Origin of the sequence: Achromobacter sp. EB05 (assembly GCF_044232075.1) — a bacterium.
Taxonomy (GTDB): domain Bacteria; phylum Pseudomonadota; class Gammaproteobacteria; order Burkholderiales; family Burkholderiaceae_B; genus Achromobacter; species Achromobacter dolens.
Genome location: NZ_CP155917.1, coordinates 3,195,757 through 3,213,223 on the forward strand (window position 1 = coordinate 3,195,757; position 17,467 = coordinate 3,213,223).

15 protein-coding genes are annotated in these 17,467 nt (G+C 67.6%); 10 read left to right on the top strand and 5 right to left on the bottom strand.

Features of this window, described 5'->3' with window-relative positions; translation table 11 throughout:
• Positions 1-27: 27 nt before the first annotated feature.
• Positions 28-1,812, bottom strand: coding sequence for a chloride channel protein (locus AAID08_RS14645; RefSeq protein ID WP_054504201.1), 1,785 nt, complete (start codon positions 1,810-1,812; stop codon positions 28-30).
• 120 nt (positions 1,813-1,932) lie between these two features.
• On the opposite strand from AAID08_RS14645, the gene AAID08_RS14650 reads away from it, so the two are divergent.
• The 5 genes from AAID08_RS14650 (at position 1,933) to AAID08_RS14670 (ending at position 6,389) form a co-directional block, all read left to right on the top strand.
• Positions 1,933-2,382, top strand: coding sequence for a MarR family winged helix-turn-helix transcriptional regulator (locus AAID08_RS14650; protein WP_054504202.1), 450 nt, complete (start codon positions 1,933-1,935; stop codon positions 2,380-2,382).
• Between the two features lie 106 nt (positions 2,383-2,488).
• Positions 2,489-3,649: an HPP family protein gene (locus AAID08_RS14655; protein ID WP_395756515.1), complete on the top strand. Its 1,161-nt coding sequence runs from the start codon at positions 2,489-2,491 to the stop codon at positions 3,647-3,649.
• Positions 3,650-3,712: 63 nt separating this feature from the next.
• Positions 3,713-5,152 (top strand): sensor histidine kinase, encoded by a 1,440-nt coding sequence (locus tag AAID08_RS14660; protein WP_054504315.1) that lies wholly within the window; start codon positions 3,713-3,715, stop codon positions 5,150-5,152.
• Positions 5,149-5,763, top strand: coding sequence for a response regulator transcription factor (locus AAID08_RS14665; protein ID WP_054504204.1), 615 nt, complete (start codon positions 5,149-5,151; stop codon positions 5,761-5,763). Before AAID08_RS14660 ends, AAID08_RS14665 begins: the two co-directional genes overlap by 4 nt.
• A 137-nt stretch (positions 5,764-5,900) precedes the next feature.
• Positions 5,901-6,389 (top strand): heme-binding protein, encoded by a 489-nt coding sequence (locus tag AAID08_RS14670; protein ID WP_064525291.1) that lies wholly within the window; start codon positions 5,901-5,903, stop codon positions 6,387-6,389.
• 121 nt (positions 6,390-6,510) lie between these two features.
• Here AAID08_RS14670 and AAID08_RS14675 read toward each other — a convergent pair whose 3' ends face one another.
• Together AAID08_RS14675 and AAID08_RS14680 are read right to left on the bottom strand one after the other, a co-directional pair.
• A complete protein-coding gene (locus AAID08_RS14675) occupies positions 6,511-7,800 on the bottom strand; it encodes a hypothetical protein (protein WP_144657447.1) in 1,290 nt (429 codons plus the stop codon).
• Positions 7,801-8,022: 222 nt separating this feature from the next.
• Positions 8,023-9,216: a hypothetical protein gene (locus AAID08_RS14680; protein ID WP_395756516.1), complete on the bottom strand. Its 1,194-nt coding sequence runs from the start codon at positions 9,214-9,216 to the stop codon at positions 8,023-8,025.
• Between the two features lie 259 nt (positions 9,217-9,475).
• On the opposite strand from AAID08_RS14680, the gene AAID08_RS14685 reads away from it, so the two are divergent.
• The 5 genes from AAID08_RS14685 to AAID08_RS14705 all read left to right on the top strand — a co-directional run bounded on the left by AAID08_RS14685 (position 9,476) and on the right by AAID08_RS14705 (position 14,634).
• Complete coding sequence (locus AAID08_RS14685) at positions 9,476-9,991, top strand: sigma-70 family RNA polymerase sigma factor (RefSeq protein WP_395756517.1); 516 nt, start codon at positions 9,476-9,478, stop codon at positions 9,989-9,991.
• Positions 9,961-10,950 carry a FecR domain-containing protein gene (locus AAID08_RS14690; RefSeq protein WP_395756518.1) on the top strand — a complete coding sequence of 330 codons (990 nt, stop codon included), beginning with the start codon at positions 9,961-9,963 and terminating at the stop codon, positions 10,948-10,950. Before AAID08_RS14685 ends, AAID08_RS14690 begins: the two co-directional genes overlap by 31 nt.
• A gap of 128 nt (positions 10,951-11,078) precedes the next feature.
• Positions 11,079-13,484, top strand: a complete 2,406-nt coding sequence (locus tag AAID08_RS14695) for a TonB-dependent siderophore receptor (protein ID WP_395756519.1) — start codon at positions 11,079-11,081, stop codon at positions 13,482-13,484.
• A gap of 2 nt (positions 13,485-13,486) precedes the next feature.
• The gene (locus tag AAID08_RS14700) at positions 13,487-13,966 is read left to right on the top strand and encodes a hypothetical protein (protein WP_395756520.1); all 480 of its coding nucleotides are present in this window, start codon (positions 13,487-13,489) and stop codon (positions 13,964-13,966) included.
• Positions 13,963-14,634, top strand: coding sequence for a PepSY-associated TM helix domain-containing protein (locus tag AAID08_RS14705; RefSeq protein ID WP_395756521.1), 672 nt, complete (start codon positions 13,963-13,965; stop codon positions 14,632-14,634). Before AAID08_RS14700 ends, AAID08_RS14705 begins: the two co-directional genes overlap by 4 nt.
• A gap of 33 nt (positions 14,635-14,667) precedes the next feature.
• Here the strand turns inward: AAID08_RS14705 and AAID08_RS14710 are convergent, their stop codons facing one another.
• Positions 14,668-15,936: a hypothetical protein gene (locus AAID08_RS14710; protein WP_175189625.1), complete on the bottom strand. Its 1,269-nt coding sequence runs from the start codon at positions 15,934-15,936 to the stop codon at positions 14,668-14,670.
• 137 nt (positions 15,937-16,073) lie between these two features.
• Entirely contained in the window at positions 16,074-17,276 is a 1,203-nt protein-coding gene (locus tag AAID08_RS14715; RefSeq protein ID WP_395756522.1) for a hypothetical protein, read from the bottom strand.
• Positions 17,277-17,467: the final 191 nt, after the last annotated feature.

Sequence of the window (17,467 nt, forward strand, 5' to 3'; positions counted from 1 at the left end):
GTCGGCCCGTCGAAGCGGCCGATGGACTCAGCCGCCCGCGGACGACGCCCGCCGCAGGAACGACGCGCGCTCGGCTTCCTCGCGCAGCCGCCGGGCGCGGCTGCGGAACAGGTCCTTGCGGCCGACGATGCCCAGCACCCGGCCGCTGTCGCGGTCCAGGATCGGCACGCGGCCGGCGCCGGACAGCGCCATGCGGTCGGCGATCTGGCTGGCCAGTTCCTCGGGAAAGCCATGGACCAGTTCTCGCCCTGACAGCGCCTGTGCCAGCGTCCGCCCATGCAGTGCCGGTTCCAGCGCCCAGGCCAGGCTGTCGGCGCGCGTCACCTCGCCCACCGCCGCCCCGACCTCATCGACCACGGGATAGCTGGTGTGGACCGGTTGCGCGGTGGTGAAATGCGCGATCGCCTGCGCCACCGTCAGGCTGTCGGGCAGCGTCTGCGCCGGCGTGGACATCACCTGGCTGGCGCGCAGCAGGTCGAACGGATCGACACGGTACTCGCGGCTGACATGGTGGCCGCGCCGCGCGATCTTTTCGGTCAGGATCGAGCGGCGCAGCAGCAGCACCGTGACGCCGTAGGCGAACACGCAGGCCGCCAGCACCGGCAGCAAGGCCCCCAGGTTGCCGGTCAGCTCGACCGCGAACAAAGTGGCCGTCAGGGGCGCCCGCATGGTGCCGCCCATCATCGCCGCCATGCCCACCAGCGCCCAGAAGCCCGGCGCGGCCGGCGGCAGCAGCGGCGTGGCCAGCGCGCCGAGCGCGCCGCCGAAGATCAGCAAAGGCGCCAGCACCCCGCCCGAGGTGCCCGAGCCCAGCGCGATCGACCAGATCGCCACCTTCACCACCAGCAGCAGCAACACCGCCTGCAAGGCCAGGTCGCCCGTCAGCAGATGGCGGATGTTGTCGTAGCCCACGCCCAGCGCGGCCGGATCGATCAGGCCGCCGATGCCGATGGCCAGGCCGCCCAGCGCCGGCCACCACATCCAGTGCAGCGGCAGTTTCTCGAACAGGTCCTCGGCCGCGTAGACCAGTGCCGTCAGCGCGCCCGAGCCCAGCCCCGCCAGCACGCCCACGGCGGCGCAGGCCACCAGATGCCACGGGGTGAATGCCATGACGCCGGCATAGCTGAAGACCGGCCCGCCATCGAGCGCGAAGGCGCGCGCCACGGCCGCCACCAGCGCCGCGGTGGCCACCGGCAGGAAGCTGCGCGGCTTCCACTCGAACAGCAGCAGCTCCACCGCCAGCAATACCGCCGCCAGGGGCGTGGCGAAGATCGCCGTCATGCCCGCGGCGGCGCCGGCCACCAGCAGCGTCTTGCGCTCGCCGTCGTTCAGGTGGATGGTCTGCGCCAGCAGCGAGCCGATGGCCCCGCCGGTCATGATGATGGGGCCTTCCGCGCCGAAGGGACCGCCAGTGCCGATCGAGATGGCGGACGACACCGGCTTGAGCACCGCCACCTTGGGCGCGATGCGGCTCTTGCCGATCAGGATGGCTTCCATCGCTTCCGGAATGCCGTGGCCGCGGATCTTCTCCGAGCCGTAGCGCGCCATCAGACCGATGATGAGGCAGCCAATGACGGGAATGGCCACCGACGCCGGCCCCAGGCGGCCGGTGGTGATGGGCAGGTCGGCGAACGAGAACAGGCCGTGGTAGGCCAGGTTGGTGCACAGCGCGATCAGGCGCAGCAAGGCCCAGGCGGCGGCCACGCTGGCCAGGCCGGTCGGCACGGCCAGCGCCATCAGCAGCACGACACGCTTGTCGGTGGTGAAGTCGCCCAGCCGCAAGGCGCGCACGGAAGAGGAAACGGGAGGCATGGTTCGAGGCGAGGAGAGGGAAACGGAACGCGCGGCCGCCGCGTCCGCGAGGACGGTGATCGGCCGCTGTTTGCGAAAAGTCAAATATATCGTATCACGATATATATTAGAATCGGCCGGGTGAAACGTTCCCCAGCCCCCGCCCTGCCATCCGCCACCGACTACGAGTTGCTGGCCGATTTCCGCTACGCGCTGCGCAAGTTCGCCGCCTTCAGCGAAAACGCCGCGGCCGGCCTCGACCTGATGCCGCAGCAGCACCAGGCGTTGCTGGCCATCAAGGGCAGCCGGCCCGGCGCGCCCGGCCGCCGCGGTCTCTATGTCGGCGAGATCGCCGAGCGCCTGCTGGTGCGCCCGCATACCGCCGCCGAACTGGTCAATCGCCTCGAACGGCTGGACCTCGTCAGCCGCGAACCCGACCCTGAAGACGGCCGCCGCGTCGAGGTGGTGCTGACGGACAAGGCCGAGCGCATCCTGGCCAGCCTGTCGGCCTCGCACCTCGAAGAACTACGCGCCATGCGGCCGTTGCTGACCCGCCTGCTGGCCCGCATCGGCGACGACGCCGAGCGGTGATTCCGCCCGCCTCTCATGACCCGGCGGCACAAGCTCATGCCGCCGGCCGGCGCGCCGCGTGATAAATTGTCGTCCCCCGATATATCTGAAGCGGCGAGGTAAAGTTTTGGCTGTGGCTATCAAGCGCTGGCTCGGTGCGTTCGCGCCGGCGCCGGTTGGCGTCAATCTGCGCGAAAAGCTCTATGGCGCGTTGGGCGCGCTGGTCGGGCTGTTCTGCACTGAATGGGTCGGCCACCACGCCCTGGGCAACGCCAATCCCTGGTTCATCGCGCCGATGGGCGCGTCGGCCGTGCTGCTGTTCGCCGCGCCGGCCAGCCCGCTGGCGCAACCCTGGTCGATCATGGCGGGCAACCTGGTGTCGGCGTTGATCGGCGTGTTCTGCGCGCAGGCGATAGCCGATCCCGGCGTGGCCGCGGCCACGGCGGCGGCGCTGGCCATCGCCGCCATGTTCTCGCTGCGCTGCCTGCATCCGCCCAGCGGCGCGGTGGCGCTGACCGCGGTGCTGGGCGGGCCGCAGGTGGCGGCGCTGGGCTATGGCTTCGTGCTGTGGCCGGTGGCCTTGAATTCCGCCATCCTGCTGGGCATCGCCGTGGTCTTCAACGGCCTGCTCAGGCGCAACTATCCCCGCCGCCACGTCGAGCCCGCGCCCGGCCACCAGACCCGCGACCCGGCGCCCAGCGCCCGCCTGGGCTTCTCGCGCGCCGACCTGGACGAGGCCCTGGCGCAGCGCGGCGAGCTGCTCGACATCAGCAAGGAAGACCTCGAGGACATCGTGCTGGCCGCCGAGCTGCGCGCCAGCCGGCGGCGCTTCGGCGACGTACGCTGCGCCGACATCATGTCGCGCGACGTGGTCGTGGTGCGGCAGCAGGATCCGCTGGACTACGCCGTGCGCCTGTTCGACAAGCACCGCCTGCAATGGCTGCCGGTGCTCGATTCCGCCGGTCACTACGCCGGCATGCTGGCGCAGGCCGACGCGCTGGCCCGACGCGGCCGTCCAGCCCAGGTCGCGGCCGCGGGCGGCGCGCCGGCCGACCTGCTGGTGGCCGACTGCATGCGTTCCGAGGTGCCGTTCGCCACGCCCGACCTGCCCGCGATCGAACTGGCCCGCCCCATGTCCGACGCCCTGCACTGCGTGCCTGTGCTGGACGAGGGCCGCGTGCTGGCCGGCCTGGTGACCCAGTCGGACCTGGTGGCCGCCCTGCACCAGATGGCGCTGTCGGCCGCCGCCCAGGCCGCGCCCGGCCACGACGGCCGCCTGGCGGCGTGAGCCGCGACGCCTCCGTAGCCCTACGGATTCCGCGCCGCATTGGCCGCGGGGCATAATTCCAGCGTGAATCCCCCGCTGCGCCACCGCGCCCTCCTCGCCTGGCTGGTCCTGTTCTGCCTGGGCGCCCTCTGGATCGGGCGCCAGCACTACGTCGACCAATACGAACGCTTCTTCCAGGACACCAGCGTGGCGCAGCGCATGCTGAGCCAGAAGACCGTGCAGCACGAAGCCGTGCTGGCGACGCTGTCCGCGCTGTCGCACCCGCCCGCGCCCGAACGGCTGTTTCCCAGCCTGCGGCCGGCCATGCCGCAGTTGCAGGCGCTCGGCTACCTGCCCGACGGCGCCTGGGCGGGCAGCACGGCCGAACCGCCCGGCCTGCGCGCCGCGGTCGAGCAGGCCCGCACCCTGGGCCGCCCTGTCACGCTGCCGCTGGATGCCGCCCGCTACTGGCTGGTGGCGCCGTCCGGCTGGAGCCTGCTGGTGGACGCCCGCGAACTCGTGCCCGCCGCCGACTTCCCCTCTGGCCTGGCCAACCTGACGCTCGCCATCGGCGAACAGCCGCTGCCCCTGCTGCAACGCCAGCCGGCGCCGGCCGGCCCCGGCTGGCCACTGGCGCTCGCCAAGCCGCTGGGCGCGGCCAGCCAGCCGTTCGCGCTGCACAGCACGCGCACCCTCACGCCCGCCTCCTGGCCCTGGCTGCCCTGGAGTCTGTGGGGCCTGACCAGCGCGCTGCTGGTGGCGGGCGTCACCGCCACGCGGCGCTCGCGCGCCGAGGCGCGGCGCCAGCAGGAACAGGCGCGGCTGGCATCCATGGCGCGGCTGAGCACGCTGGGCGAAATGGCCGCCGGCATCGCCCACGAACTGAACCAGCCTCTGACCGCGATCCTGGCGCAGACCCGCGCCGCGCAACGCCTGCTGGACGACGAGGAAGAACGCCCCAGCGTACGCCGCGCCCTGCTGGCCAGCGCGGAACAGGCCAAGCGCGCCGCCGATATCATCAGCCGCATGCGGGCGCTGGTGCAGCCCAGCGCGCCCGGCCGGCGCGAGGCGCTGGACCCGGACGCGCTGGCGGCCTCGCTGCGTTTCCTGCGCGAACCCGAACTGGCGCGCCAGGGCATCCGCCTGCACTGGCACAACGCCAGCCCGCAGGCGCGGCCCCTGGCCGAGCGGGTCGCGCTCGAACAGATCCTGCACAACCTGGTGCAGAATGCCGCCGACGCGCTGGCCGATGCCCCGGGGCCGCGCCAGATCACGCTCGAAGGCCGCGCCGACGGCGCCACCTACGTCTTCAGCGTCAGCGACAACGGACCGGGCATCGCAGCCGACGCGCTGCCGCGGCTGTTCACGCCGTTCTATACCACCCGCGCGCAGGGCATGGGCCTGGGGCTGGCGCTGTGCGAAACGCTGGCTGGCGCGATGGACGGCCGCCTGGCCGCGCGCAACCTGCAGCCCTCGGGCGCCTGCTTCAGCCTGACCCTGCCCCTGGCCGGAGGCCCCGCATGAACCTGCCCGACCAATCGCCGCTGGTCTACCTGGTGGACGACGACGACGCCGTACGCGACGCGCTGGCGCTGCTGCTGCGCAGCGTCGGCCTGCGCAGCGCCGGCTACGGCGATCCGCAGCAGTTCCTGGCGCAGTTGTCGCCGCGCACCATCGGCTGCGTGGTGCTCGACATCCGCATGCCCGGCATCAGCGGACTCGATGTGCTGGCGCGCCTGGCCGAAGCCTCCGACCTGCCGGTGGTGATGCTGACCGGCCACGCCAACGTCGACCTGTGCCGCCGCGCCTTCAAGGGTGGCGCCATGGAATTCCTGCAGAAGCCGGTGGACGACGACATCTTCCTGGACGCGGTGCAGACCGCCGTGCGCGGCCACATCGCCCGCCGCGAACGCTTGGCCGTGACCCAGGCCGCTGCCGACCGCCTGGCGCGCCTGTCCGCGCGCGAGCACGAGGTGCTGGAGCGCATCGTGCAAGGCCTGAGCAACAAGGAGATCGCGCGCGAATTCGACCTGTCACCGCGGACCGTCGAAACCTACCGCGCCAATGTGTTCGCCAAGCTCGAGGCCGACTCGCTGGCGCAGTTGATCCGCCAGTACGCCACGCTGCTGGAGTGACGCCAACGTCAGCCTCGTCGCGCACGCCGCCTCCGTAGCGCTACGGAGGCGCGTGGGTAATCGGGCGTATACCGCGCCGCCAGCCTTTTGGCCACACTGACTGCTCCTGATCCCCACACGAATAAAGGACGCAGACCATGACCCGCCACCCGCTCGCCGCCCTGGTTGCCACGCTCGCCGTCAGCGGCGCAGCCCACGCCGCCGTGCTCACCGAAAGCAATATCTCGACCGCCGACGCCCAGAAGCTGGCCACCGCCGCCGTCGCCGCCTGCCAGGCCAAGGGCTACAACGTCAGCGCCTCGGTGGTCGACCGCGCCGGCCTGCTCAAGGCCTTCGTGCGCGCCGACAACGCCGGCCCCCACACCATCGAGGCGAGCCGCGCCAAGGCCTTCACCTCGGCCTCCGCCAAGGCGCCGACGCTGGCCATCATGGAGAACGCGCAGAAGAACCCCGGCGCCGCCAACCTGACCGACATCCCCGGCTACCTGCTGCTGGGCGGCGGCGTGCCGATCAAGGCCGGCAACAACGTCATCGGCGCCATCGGCGTGGCCGGCGCGCCCGGCGGCAACCTGGACGCGCAATGCGCGGATGCGGTGCTGGAAGAGAACGCGGCGTTGTTCAAGTAAGCGGCGAGCGGAGCCGGCCTCTGACTGTCGCCGAATATCGGCCAATCAAGGGCCGGCTCCGCGCTTTGACTCAAAGGTGGGTTGTCCGCGCTTGCCAGCCTGCGGGGCGCGCAAATGCGAATCACCAACCCACATCATCGAGGTTATTGCCCACCAAGGCGCAAGCGGCATCCGCGACCGCCCAACCTTCTTCGAACAGCCACGCATTGCCCGTATCGGACAACAGCGCACCGGACTGACTATCTCCCTGCGCCAGCGTCGCCGTCACGCCGGAATCGGCTGTAACGAGCTGATTGAGGTCCTGCCTTATCGAGAGGTTACCGGCCCAGTCGATCGACATGGGATATGCGTCGCGCAGCAGGCCATCGCAGAAAGTCTTCGTGAAAAAATCGGGGCTGTCGCATTGGAACATATCCCAGGTCGCGTTGATCCAGTCATTGACGGGACTGCCATGGACCACAATGGGCGGCGGTGGAGGCCCCTTCAATCCGGTCCCGTCGTCGGGAAACGGAGGGTCCACCAACACCGCGTAAAACGGACCGCCATCAGTTCTGTCGGGCGGCGTCGATTGCTCCTTGGGAGGAGCGGTGGGTTCGGGTAACGACGGCAACGGGACCGACGGCAATGGATGTGAGGTTATCGGCCCGATGTCCATGATCGAAGGTATCGGCATACTCGCCATATCCGGATCCGGATCGCTTGCTGGAGGCGCCGATGTCGCCGCAGGCGGCCTGACAGGGATCACGTCAGGGAAGACCTGAAGATCGTCGAGATACAGCCCAGGCCAGGCCATGGTCGAAGGCTCCGCCAGCACGACAGGGTCCTGCAGACCGGATTGCGAAGTGACAAAGCCCCCATCATAGAGGGTGATCGTTCGGGACGATCCTTCGACTATTTCGCCCGCGACCACGGCTGCGATGCCATGCGCTTCCCGATACGGATCCTCGTAATACGCAATCACCGCACCCGCCCCGGCCGCATCGGTCGCGATCAGCGTGAATCGTGTGAACGGGATGTCCCAGAACTCCTGATCACCGAATCCGCCGTGGAGTTCTCCTTCATTGACCGCCCCCCACATCATGGCGCCGAACTGATCCATATAGGACAACCCATCAATCTTGTCGAAGAGGCTTGCGAGCGATAGCATCAGATCCTTCATGGCCGTCATGACCACCTCGTAGCCAAGCGCAGGGACATCGACGTTGAAGATCTTCTCGGCGAAAGCGACCGCCATCAGTTTGCTGTAGGTCTTCTCATCTTTCGTGAGCTTGGTCTGGTCCAGCGCCACGAGGTCGTTTAACAGATCCAGATCCGCATGAAATTTCTGCGCTGCCTCGTGGTCCGGATGATCCATGGCCTTAACGTAGGCAATATCATGCGCCCTGCAGAGTTCATCCAGCGGACTGTCCACCTTCACCCCTCCACCGGGACCGACACGCTTGAATACGGGCTCTCGAAGAAGCTCTTCCACAGTCTTCGTTACTCCGCGCGCTCCCGCGGACCAATCCGGCCCGCACCATCGACCGTATACCGGAAGCCAGCTGGAGGGATTCCAACTCGGGTTTTGCACACTGATGCTGCCATCATCTGTTGCCATGCCATTTCCCACTCGTCAATGAACTGCTTTTGAAAACTACTTTGCGACTCGATGCATCTCCCCGTTGGAGATGACCACCGGAATTTCCTCAGCCTCCGCCCGTGGCGGCAACGGCAATGTGACCCATTTGTTGGCAGCAATGTCGAGCATGGCGAGCCCCCCTGCCCCGCCACCAAAACGTAGGGGATGATCCCGATAAATGGACGCGATATATTTGCCGTTCGGATCGCAAACCACTTCCCTGGGATCGAACGACGCCTCCGACCCGTCTTCTTGCAGCCATGCACTGCGCTCACCGTCGGCCGCAATACGGATAACCGTCAGGCCATAACGGGGTGTCTGGCCCCACAGGCACAGACTGCCTGCACGATCCATGGACGGCATCCTGATATGTTCGATTCCATCGAACACATCAGGAGTCGGCACCGTGTCGGTTCCTCGCTTCATTCGATAGATTTCATTGCCGTCATAGCGACGGTGGTATTCCGAGAAATGATCTATCGGCCCATAAGATTCAAACAAGATCTCGTCGTCCGAGATGTATTGCGCCTGCCCACCGTCGACAAAATGAAAGACGCGGGCAAAGGGCCGTTCCACTCTGTCGCGTCGATCAAATTCCCGGATATCGAAATCGAACAGGCGGATGCGCTTGGCAGGCGGCACCAGACGAGCGGCTCGCCAGAACGCGATGCGCGTCTCGTCCGGTGACATGAACGGCCACAGCTTGTTGCCGGGCGCTGTCGGGATGACCTCCAGCCCGCGGCCGTCCTGGTGCATCAACACGATTTCACTGTCATGGAGCGAGCGCTCCAAGGCATCTTCCGACCCGCCATGGACAGGCCTGCGCGACATCACGATGAAATTGCCTTTGGGTGAATAGCGCGCGTAGGTATAGGAATAGGCCGGCGGCAACGCGTAGCGATACAGCCGGCCGGAATCGAGTTGGTAACGCATGACGTCACAGCGGTTGTCGCCGCTTTGGGCGCATTCGACAAACAGCCAATCCACGCCATTCGGATGCAGGCTCAACGAGCGGATATCCCTGCCACCGTTCGGAGGAGAAAACGGCGTCCGCGTGGTCGGCGTTTCCACCACAGCGACGGGCGCCCTTTTCTCGTTCGCGACCGGGGAGGCCGAAGTCCAGAGCGACCACCACAACGGCAGCACGCAAATCAGCGCCACCGTTGCCACGAAGATCCACGCGCGATTTCGCTTCATCGTCGCTTCCATATACGTTCAGAAGCCCGCCAAGCCAACGGAGCAATGTTCGACAACGTATATGGATGATCCAGGCGGCGAAAGGAGCGCCCCGACGAAAGCGGACGAGTACTCAGGAAATGGCCAGGCGCGTCGACAGCCATCCGCTGCACGCGGAACAGCGGCGGTTCCTCGCCCAGCGCAACGACTAAGCACATCCCCCGCTGGAACTCCAGGCCCGAATAGCTATAATAGGAACCATTCCCATTATTCTTTCAGGTTTGGAGTCCCCGTGCCGCCCGGCGACCTCCCGGCTCCCCACGCCGTCGACACGCTCTATCGCTCGCACCACGCCTGGCTGACGGCGTGGCTACGGCGTCGCCTGCGCGACGACCACGACGCCGCCGATCTGGCCCAGGACACCTTCGTGCGCCTGATCGCCGCCCGCGACACGCCCGGCCTGCGCGAACCGCGCGCCTTCCTGACCCGCATCGCCCACGGCCTGATGGTCAACCTGTGGCGCCGCCGCGATCTCGAACACGCCTATCTGCTAGCCCTGGCCCAGCGCCCCGAGGCCTGCGCGCCCTCGCCCGAGCGGCGCGCGCTGGTGCTGGAGGCGCTGGTCGAGATCGACGCCATGCTGCAGCGCCTGCCGGCCCGCGCCCGCGAGGCTTTCCTGCTGGCGCAACTGGGCGGCTACACCTATGCCGAGATCGGCCAGCGCCTGGACGTGTCCGAGCGCATGGTGAAGAAATACATGGCGCAGGTGATGCTGCAATGCCTGTTGATCGCGGACGGCGTCTGGTGAGGCCCGCCACGCTGTCCGCCCCGCCCGACCGCCGCGTGCTCGAAGCCGCGGCCGACTGGTTCGCGCGCCTGGGCGACGAGCGCGCCAGCGCCGACGATACCCGCCAATGGCAGGCCTGGCTCGATGCCCGGCCGGAACACCGCCGCGCCTGGGACGCCGTGGCCGCGATCAGCGCGCGCTTCGAATCCGTGGCCGGCCAGCCGGCGCTGGAGGCCCTGACCGGCGCCGGACGCGGCCGCCGCCGCGCGCTGCGCACGCTGATGCTGCTGGCCGGCGTCGGCGGCGTGGGCGCCGCCGCCTGGAATCAGCCGGCCACCCGCCGCCAGTTGGCCGACCTGCGCACCGATGTCGGCCAGACCCGCCAGGCCGCGCTGGAGGACGGCTCGCGGCTGTGGCTGAACACCGCCAGCGCGGTCAACCTGCGCTTTGAGGCGCGGGCGCGCCGCGTGGTGCTGGTGGACGGCGAAACCCTGATCGACACCCATCCCGATCCGCGCGCGCCGGCCCGGCCGTTCCTGTTGGACGTGGGCTATGCGCAACTGCGGGCGCTGGGCACCCGCTTTGCCGTGCTGCGCGACGGCGGCCGCGCCTGGCTCGATGTCTACGCCGGCGCGGTCGAGATCCGTCCCGACGATGCCCCCGTCCGCATCGCGCAGGCCGGCACCCGCACGGGGTTCAGCGGCCGCGTCATCGACGCGGCCGAACCGCTCGACCCCGCCCGCGACGCCTGGACCCGGGGCGAGCTGGTGGCCGACGGGCTGCCGCTGGCGCGCTTTGCCGCCGAGCTGGCGCGCTACCGGCGCGGCTTCGTCACCTGTACGCCGGAGGTCGCGCAACTGCCGCTGGTGGGCGTGTTCCCGCTGGCCGACACCGACCACATCCTGCGCGCGCTGGAAGCCACCCTGCCCGTGCGCGCCCGGCGCGTGTTGCCCGGCTGGGTCCGGCTGGAGGCTGCCTAGCGCCGGCCGGCGCGGGCGGCTTGCCCAACTATTTTGTAACAGCCGCGCGTTTCCAGTTCCCCTTTCTTCTTTTCGCTTGGCACTGCAGAGGTACGACGCGTTTCGCGCGTCCGCCGCCAAGGAATCCCATGCACGTCCCTCCCTTCCGTTTTCCGCTCCTGGCCCGCGCGCTGGCCACCGCGCTGACCGCGCCAACGGTCCTGCTGGCCGTCACGCCCGCGCAGGCCCAGGCGCCGGCCGGCTTCCAGGTCGCGCCCGGCCCGCTGTCGCAGGCGCTCAGCCAGTTCGCCAGCCAGGCCGGCGTGACGCTGTCGCTGGACGGCCGCCTGGTGGCAGGCAAGCAGAGCCCCGGCCTGTCGGGCGCCTACAGCGTGGACCAGGGCTTCGGCCGGCTGCTGGACGGCACCGGCCTGCGCGCCGAGCGGCGTTCGGACAACGTCTACACGGTGCGGCCGGTGGCCAGCGGCGACAATGCCGCCCAACTGGAGCCGGTGACTGTGCTGGGCGCGACCACCGCCGAAGGCGCCTACCAGCCGGAGCCGGTGGCCTCGGTGACACGTTCGCCGCTGGCTGTGCTGGACCAGCCGCAGGCGGTCAACGTGGTGCCGGCCCAAGTGCTGCGCGACCAGCGCCCGCGCAACCTGGACGACGCGCTGGCCAACGTCAGCGGCATCACCCAGGGCAACACGCTCGCCGGCACCCAGGACACGCTGATGAAGCGCGGCTTCGGCGCCAACCGCGACGGCTCGATCATGCACAACGGCATGCCGCTGGTGCAGGGCCGCGGCCTGAACGCCGCCGCCGACAGCGTCGAAGTCCTGAAGGGTCCGGCGTCGCTGCTTTACGGCATCATGGACCCGGGCGGCGTCATCAACATCGTCAGCAAGCGGCCGCAGCTCACGCCGTACCACGCCATCACGCTGACGGGTTCGACCTATGCCCAGGGCCGCGACGGCGTCGGCGCCACGCTCGACAGCACCGGACCGATCGGCGACTCGCGCCTGGCCTACCGCCTGGTGGTCGACACCATGAACGAAGACTACTGGCGCGATTTCGGCCGCCGCCGCGACACGCTGGTGGCGCCGTCGCTGGCCTGGTATGGACAGGACACGCAGATCGTGGCCTCCTATGAGCACCGCGACTACCTGTACCCGTTCGACCGCGGCACCGCGCTCGATCCCACCACCGGCAAGCCGCTCGACATCCCCTCGCGCCGCCGCCTGGACGAGCCCTACAACAACATGTGGGGCAGCACCGAGCTGGCCCAGGTCACCATCGACCAGCGCGTCACCGACAACTGGAAGGCGCACCTGGGCTATAGCTGGAACCAGGAACGCTACGATGCCAACCAGGTGCGCGTGACCGCCATCGATCCGGTGGCCGGCACCATCAAGCGCAGCAACGACGGCACCCGCGGCGCGCTGTCCACGGACCACTACGTGATCGGCTACGTCGACGGCCGCGTCGATATCGGCGGGCTGCGCAACGACCTGCAGTTCGGCGCCGACTACGAGCGCCGCAAGATCTTCCGTTCCGACCTGATCCGGCAGAACCTGTCCAAGCCCTTCAGCTACGTCAACCCGGTCTACGACCAGCAGGATCCCGGCAACACCGTGGTCGCCAGCGACAGCGACCAGACCGACAAGCTGCGTGCCACCTCGTTCTTCCTGCAGGACTCGCTGCACCTGGGCGAGCGCTGGATCCTGGTGGGCGGGCTGCGCTACCAGCACTATGAGCAATTGGCGGGTCGCGGCCGGCCGTTCAAGACCAACACCGACATCGAGGGCGGCAAGTGGCTGCCGCGCGCCGGCCTGGTCTACAAATGGACGCCCGAGGTGTCGCTGTATGGCAGCTATACCGAATCGCTCAAGCCCACCTCGACCATCGCCCCGCTGACCAGCGGCACGGTGATCGACTCCGGCGTGGCGCCGGAGCAGGCCAAGTCGTGGGAGCTGGGACTGAAATGGGACATGCCGGGCCAGACCACCGGCACGCTGGCGCTGTTCGACATCCGCAAGCGCAACGTGCTGGTGTCGCAATACAACGACGTCACCAAGCTGACCGACTGGCGCACCAGCGGCGCGGCGCGCTCGCGCGGCGTCGAGCTGGACGTGAGCGGCTCGCTGTCGGCGCGCTGGGACTTCATGGCCAGCTACGCCTATCTGGACGCGCGCACCACCGATGATCCGCAGTACCAGGGCAACCGGCTGTGGAACGTGGCGCAGCACACCGGTTCGCTGGCGCTGGTCTACAACGCCGGCCAGATCGGCGAAGGCCGCCTGCGGCTGGGGACCGCCGCGCGCTACGTCGGCACCCGCCCGGGCGATTCGGCCAACTCATTCGTGCTGCCGGCCTATACCGTGGTCAACGCCTTCGCCACCTACGACACCCGCGTCGCCGGCCGCAAGGTGCAGTTCCAGTTGAACGTCAACAATCTGTTCGACCGCACCTACTACACCTCGAGCGCCAACCAGTACTTCATCTCCATGGGCGACGCGCGCCAGTTCGTGCTGTCGACGCGGGTGGAATTCTGAGCATGCAACCGTCCATCCCTGCCCCCGCGCCGGCCGCGTTCCCGCTTCGAGCCGCGCCGCGCCTGCGCGCCGCCTTGTCCGCCACCTGCGCCGCCGCAGCCTTGATCGCCCAGGCCCCGGCCGGCGCCGAAACGACCGCCGCCCGCGATCCCATCGTGGTCGAGCGCAGCGCCACCGCGCTGCCCGGCAGCGGCCACGGTTGGGGCTTCGCGGTCCTGGCGCGCGACGGCGCAGAACTGCTGCTGGCGCGCCGCGAGAACGGCCTGACCGTCTACGACACCGCCCGCCGCCAGGCGCTGGCCCGGATACCCGGCACCGAAGGCGCGAACGCCGTCGCCGCCGTGCGGTCGGCCGACCGGCTCTACGTGGCCAGCATGGACGACACCGAGGTCTATCCGGCGGACGGCGGCGAGTCGCAACGGCATTTCACCGCGGACAGCTTCACCGTCACCGCGTTGCGCCTGCGCGAGGCGCGGCCATGAGCCTCGCCTCCGCCAACTCCGCCACCGCCCGGCCGCCGCGTCCGCCGGCGCGGCGCGGTCAATACCTGAAGGCGCTGCGCAAGGCCCACGGCTGGCTCGGTTTGTGGGGCGCGCTGCTGGGCCTGCTGTTCGGCGCCAGCGGCATCCTGCAAAACCATCGCGCCGTGCTCAAGATCGACATGCCCGGGCCCGTGGTCGAGACCCTGCAATTGCAGGCGCCCGCCGATCTGCCCCGAACCGACGCCGCGGTGGGCCGCTGGTTGCAGCAGGCCCTGAAGCTGGACAAGCCGGTCGAACGCATCCGCAAGGAAACGGCGCAGGATGTGCGCTGGGGCGATGTCTCCGCGCGCCAGCCCGAGCGCTGGCTGGCGCTGTTCCGCGCGCCGGGCTATCAGGTGCAGGTGGAATTCTGGCCGCAAAGCGGCGCCGCCAGCGCCCGCCGCAGCAGCGCCAGTTGGTGGGGTGTGATCCAGAATTTCCATCGCGCCAACGGCACCGGCGTGGCCTGGGTGCTGCTGTCGGACACCATCGGCGGCGCGCTGATCGCGCTGTGCCTGACCGGCGTGCTGCTCTGGACCGAGCTGGAAAAGCGCAAGCTGATCGGGCTGGCCATTGCGTTCGCTTCGGTGATCGCGTGCCTGGCGGCCGTGGCGCAATCGTGGGCCTGATCGGTCCTCAGACGGGCTGCGGTGCGGATAAGTTCAATATATGTCTTGTCCAACTGCTAGGTCGGGGGGGTGGGGCGATGAAAACAATCCCAAGACCGGCGCATAGACAAGATCGTCCGCCTCTTGCTCATTGTGGAGATCGTGGCGATATATAGAGTCCGCGATACTTCCGCGCTCGCCGCTTTGAGCCTCGACAAACTCTAACTCGGTTGTTGGGCCCGGCTCAGACACCGAAAAGAAGCTTAAGGAATACAACCCCCAGCAATCATCAAACTCGGGCGACCCTTCCCATGAAAAGCACCCAAAGGGGTCCGGATCCCAAGGAGATGGCATCCAAGCATCCATGGGGGCATCGCCTACCACCTGAATCGGCGGAGATGGCTGGCCCATCAGATCCCCGGGGCCCGGCGTATCGACGACCTCGGCGAAATACCTTGTCCCGGAACCAGCTGGCGTGGATAACGCTGGGCTCTCGGTAAGCACCGGAGCATCCGCATCCTGCCCTCCCGGCGGCACAGTCGTCGAGAAGGGCAAATAGGGATCGTATGCTCCCCCACCCAAACCAGCTTGTGGCGTCCCGAGTCCCCACCCCGAGAAAAGTTGCCCGGATTCGTACGACGCCAACGGGTTATTTGACGCCGCGCCCAACTCCGGGGCAGGATGGTAGCCAGGCGTAATCAGGGTAATGGGCTCCGAGTCCCCCACCTGTTCCGAGACCGAACCATCGCGCATGACAATGATCTCTTTTAGAGATTCTCCGATGATCTCTTCATTTATGATAGAACTAACGCCGTGGGCCTCTTCGAATGCATCCTTGTAATAGCTCCACATACGGCTCGATCCGTCCGCCTGCCTGTCCGTCACCCAGTACATTTGATAGGCGAGGCCTCCAACTTTGCCATCTAGGGCCACGCCCGTCATCTTGGTACCGAACTGGTCGATGTAGGTCAGGCCATCGATTTTCTGGAAGAGTCTTTCGAAGGACTTGGCGAGTTCGAGAATGCGGCTCCCCATCCACTCGCTCGAAGCGTTGGGCAGATCAACGCATATAATTTTCTCGAAGAATACAAACGACATCAGGCGGGCATATAAGCGCTCAACCGCCGGAAGTTGGTCGAAATCAAGCTGGTCGAGCCTAGCCATCAAGACGAGATCTGCTTCCAGCTTTTTCATGGCTTCATCCGGCTGCCCCTGCGCGTCGAAATAGGCGATGTCATGGTCCTTGCAGAACGAATCGACTGGGCTGATTCCAGGCGTCACCCCGTCAATACCGATACGCGTCAATACCGGGCTCTCGATCAACTGCGCCCTGCTCTTCTCCCCCCCTCTCTCCCCTGCGGACCAATTTGGCCCGCACCAAAACCCGTACACGGGGATGTAGCTTGTTGGACTCCAAGGATCCAGACCCGCCAATCTTATTGCGTCACGCTCCATAGCCATCAGTAGCTCCTCGAATTGATCGAACCGCCCCGTGCGCCGTTATCCGCGCCGCTCGCACTTGTGTTCACCGGAATGATTTCCGCATCCCGCCACGACGGCAGGGAAATCGCAGTCCAGGTATCCGTCGCGATATCCAGCATGGCCAAGCCGCCCGGACGGTTCGTGACATCCATCGGCTGGTCCCAATAGATCACCGCGAGATAGGTGCCAGCCGGATCGCAGATCAACTCCTGCGGAATGAATCCCAGGCCCGGCTGCCAGGCCCTGCGCTGGCCTCCCGGTTCAATACGGATCACGGTCAGGCCGTAGCGCGGCGTCTGCCCCCAGAGATACAGGATCCCTGCGCGATCCATCGTCGGCATCTCGGCGTACTTGATGCCGCTGAAGACCTGTGGCTCGGGCAGCCGCGTATCCCCGCGCCGCATGCGATAGACGCTGCTTCTGCCATACAGGGACTCGTAGCTCGAGAGATGCCCCGCCGGCCCGAAGGTTCGGAACAGGATCTCGTCATCCGAGAGATACTGCGCCTGGCCGCCGGAAACGAATTTGAAGATGCCGGCAAAAGGCCGTTCCGTCGCGTCGGCCCGATCAAACTCCCAGATGTCGAAATCGAGCAGGCCCAGGCGTTGTCCGGGCGGCAGGATGCGTCCCGTACTCCAGAATGCGATCCGGCTTTCATCCAGCGACATGAAAGGCGAGAGCTTGTTGCCCCGCGCCAAGGGAAGGATCTGGAGGCCCTCGCCATCGCTGCGCATCAGCAGGATCTGCATGGCGTCGAGCGAACGGCGCTGTTCATCGTCGGAATCGCCGGCGATCCGCCGCCGCGACATCACGATGTAGTTGCCCTGCGGTGAATAGTGGGCGTACGGATAGGTGTAGCCAGCGGGCAGACCGTAGCGGTACAGCTTTCCCGTCTTCCATTGATAGCGCATGACGTCGCACCGGTTGTTGCCGGTGCGGACGCATTCCACGAACAGCCAGTCATTGCCATCGGGATGCACGCTGAGCGAACGGATCTCCCGGCCGCCGTTGGGCGGGGAGAACGGTGTCTGCATCGTTGGCGTCTCTTGCACCCACTCATCCGACTTGAGGGGAGCTTTGGTGAACCCGTGCGGGAACGGCAGCAACCATGACAACGGCACCAGCACAAGCATCGCCAGTACCGACGCGATCACGAGCAGGCACGCGCGCTGTCGTTTCATCGCTGTCGCCTCAGCTCGGCGCCGAATCTGATCTGCCGATGCAATAACCGGGTTTCAGCGGCAACGCCGAACACCCCCGCCCCATACTTCCGACACCACGCCACTGCCGCCTCCACGCCGCCACCCGGCAACCGGACCTCGGTGGCGCCTGTTAAGGCGCGCGGTCCGCCTCGACCAGCCCGTCCATGGAG

Bases quoted from the DNA above. Each gene is read 5' to 3' on its own strand.
- AAID08_RS14645 (WP_054504201.1), bottom strand. From the start codon at position 1,812: ATGCCTCCCGTTTCCTCTTCCGTGCGCGCCTTGCGGCTGGGCGACTTC.
- AAID08_RS14665 (WP_054504204.1), top strand. From the start codon at position 5,149: ATGAACCTGCCCGACCAATCGCCGCTGGTCTACCTGGTGGACGACGAC.
- AAID08_RS14670 (WP_064525291.1), top strand. From the start codon at position 5,901: ATGACCCGCCACCCGCTCGCCGCCCTGGTTGCCACGCTCGCCGTCAGC.
- AAID08_RS14680 (WP_395756516.1), bottom strand. From the start codon at position 9,216: ATGGAAGCGACGATGAAGCGAAATCGCGCGTGGATCTTCGTGGCAACG.
- AAID08_RS14690 (WP_395756518.1), top strand. From the start codon at position 9,961: ATGCCTGTTGATCGCGGACGGCGTCTGGTGAGGCCCGCCACGCTGTCC.
- AAID08_RS14695 (WP_395756519.1), top strand. From the start codon at position 11,079: ATGCACGTCCCTCCCTTCCGTTTTCCGCTCCTGGCCCGCGCGCTGGCC.
- AAID08_RS14700 (WP_395756520.1), top strand. From the start codon at position 13,487: ATGCAACCGTCCATCCCTGCCCCCGCGCCGGCCGCGTTCCCGCTTCGA.
- AAID08_RS14705 (WP_395756521.1), top strand. From the start codon at position 13,963: ATGAGCCTCGCCTCCGCCAACTCCGCCACCGCCCGGCCGCCGCGTCCG.
- AAID08_RS14715 (WP_395756522.1), bottom strand. From the start codon at position 17,276: ATGAAACGACAGCGCGCGTGCCTGCTCGTGATCGCGTCGGTACTGGCG.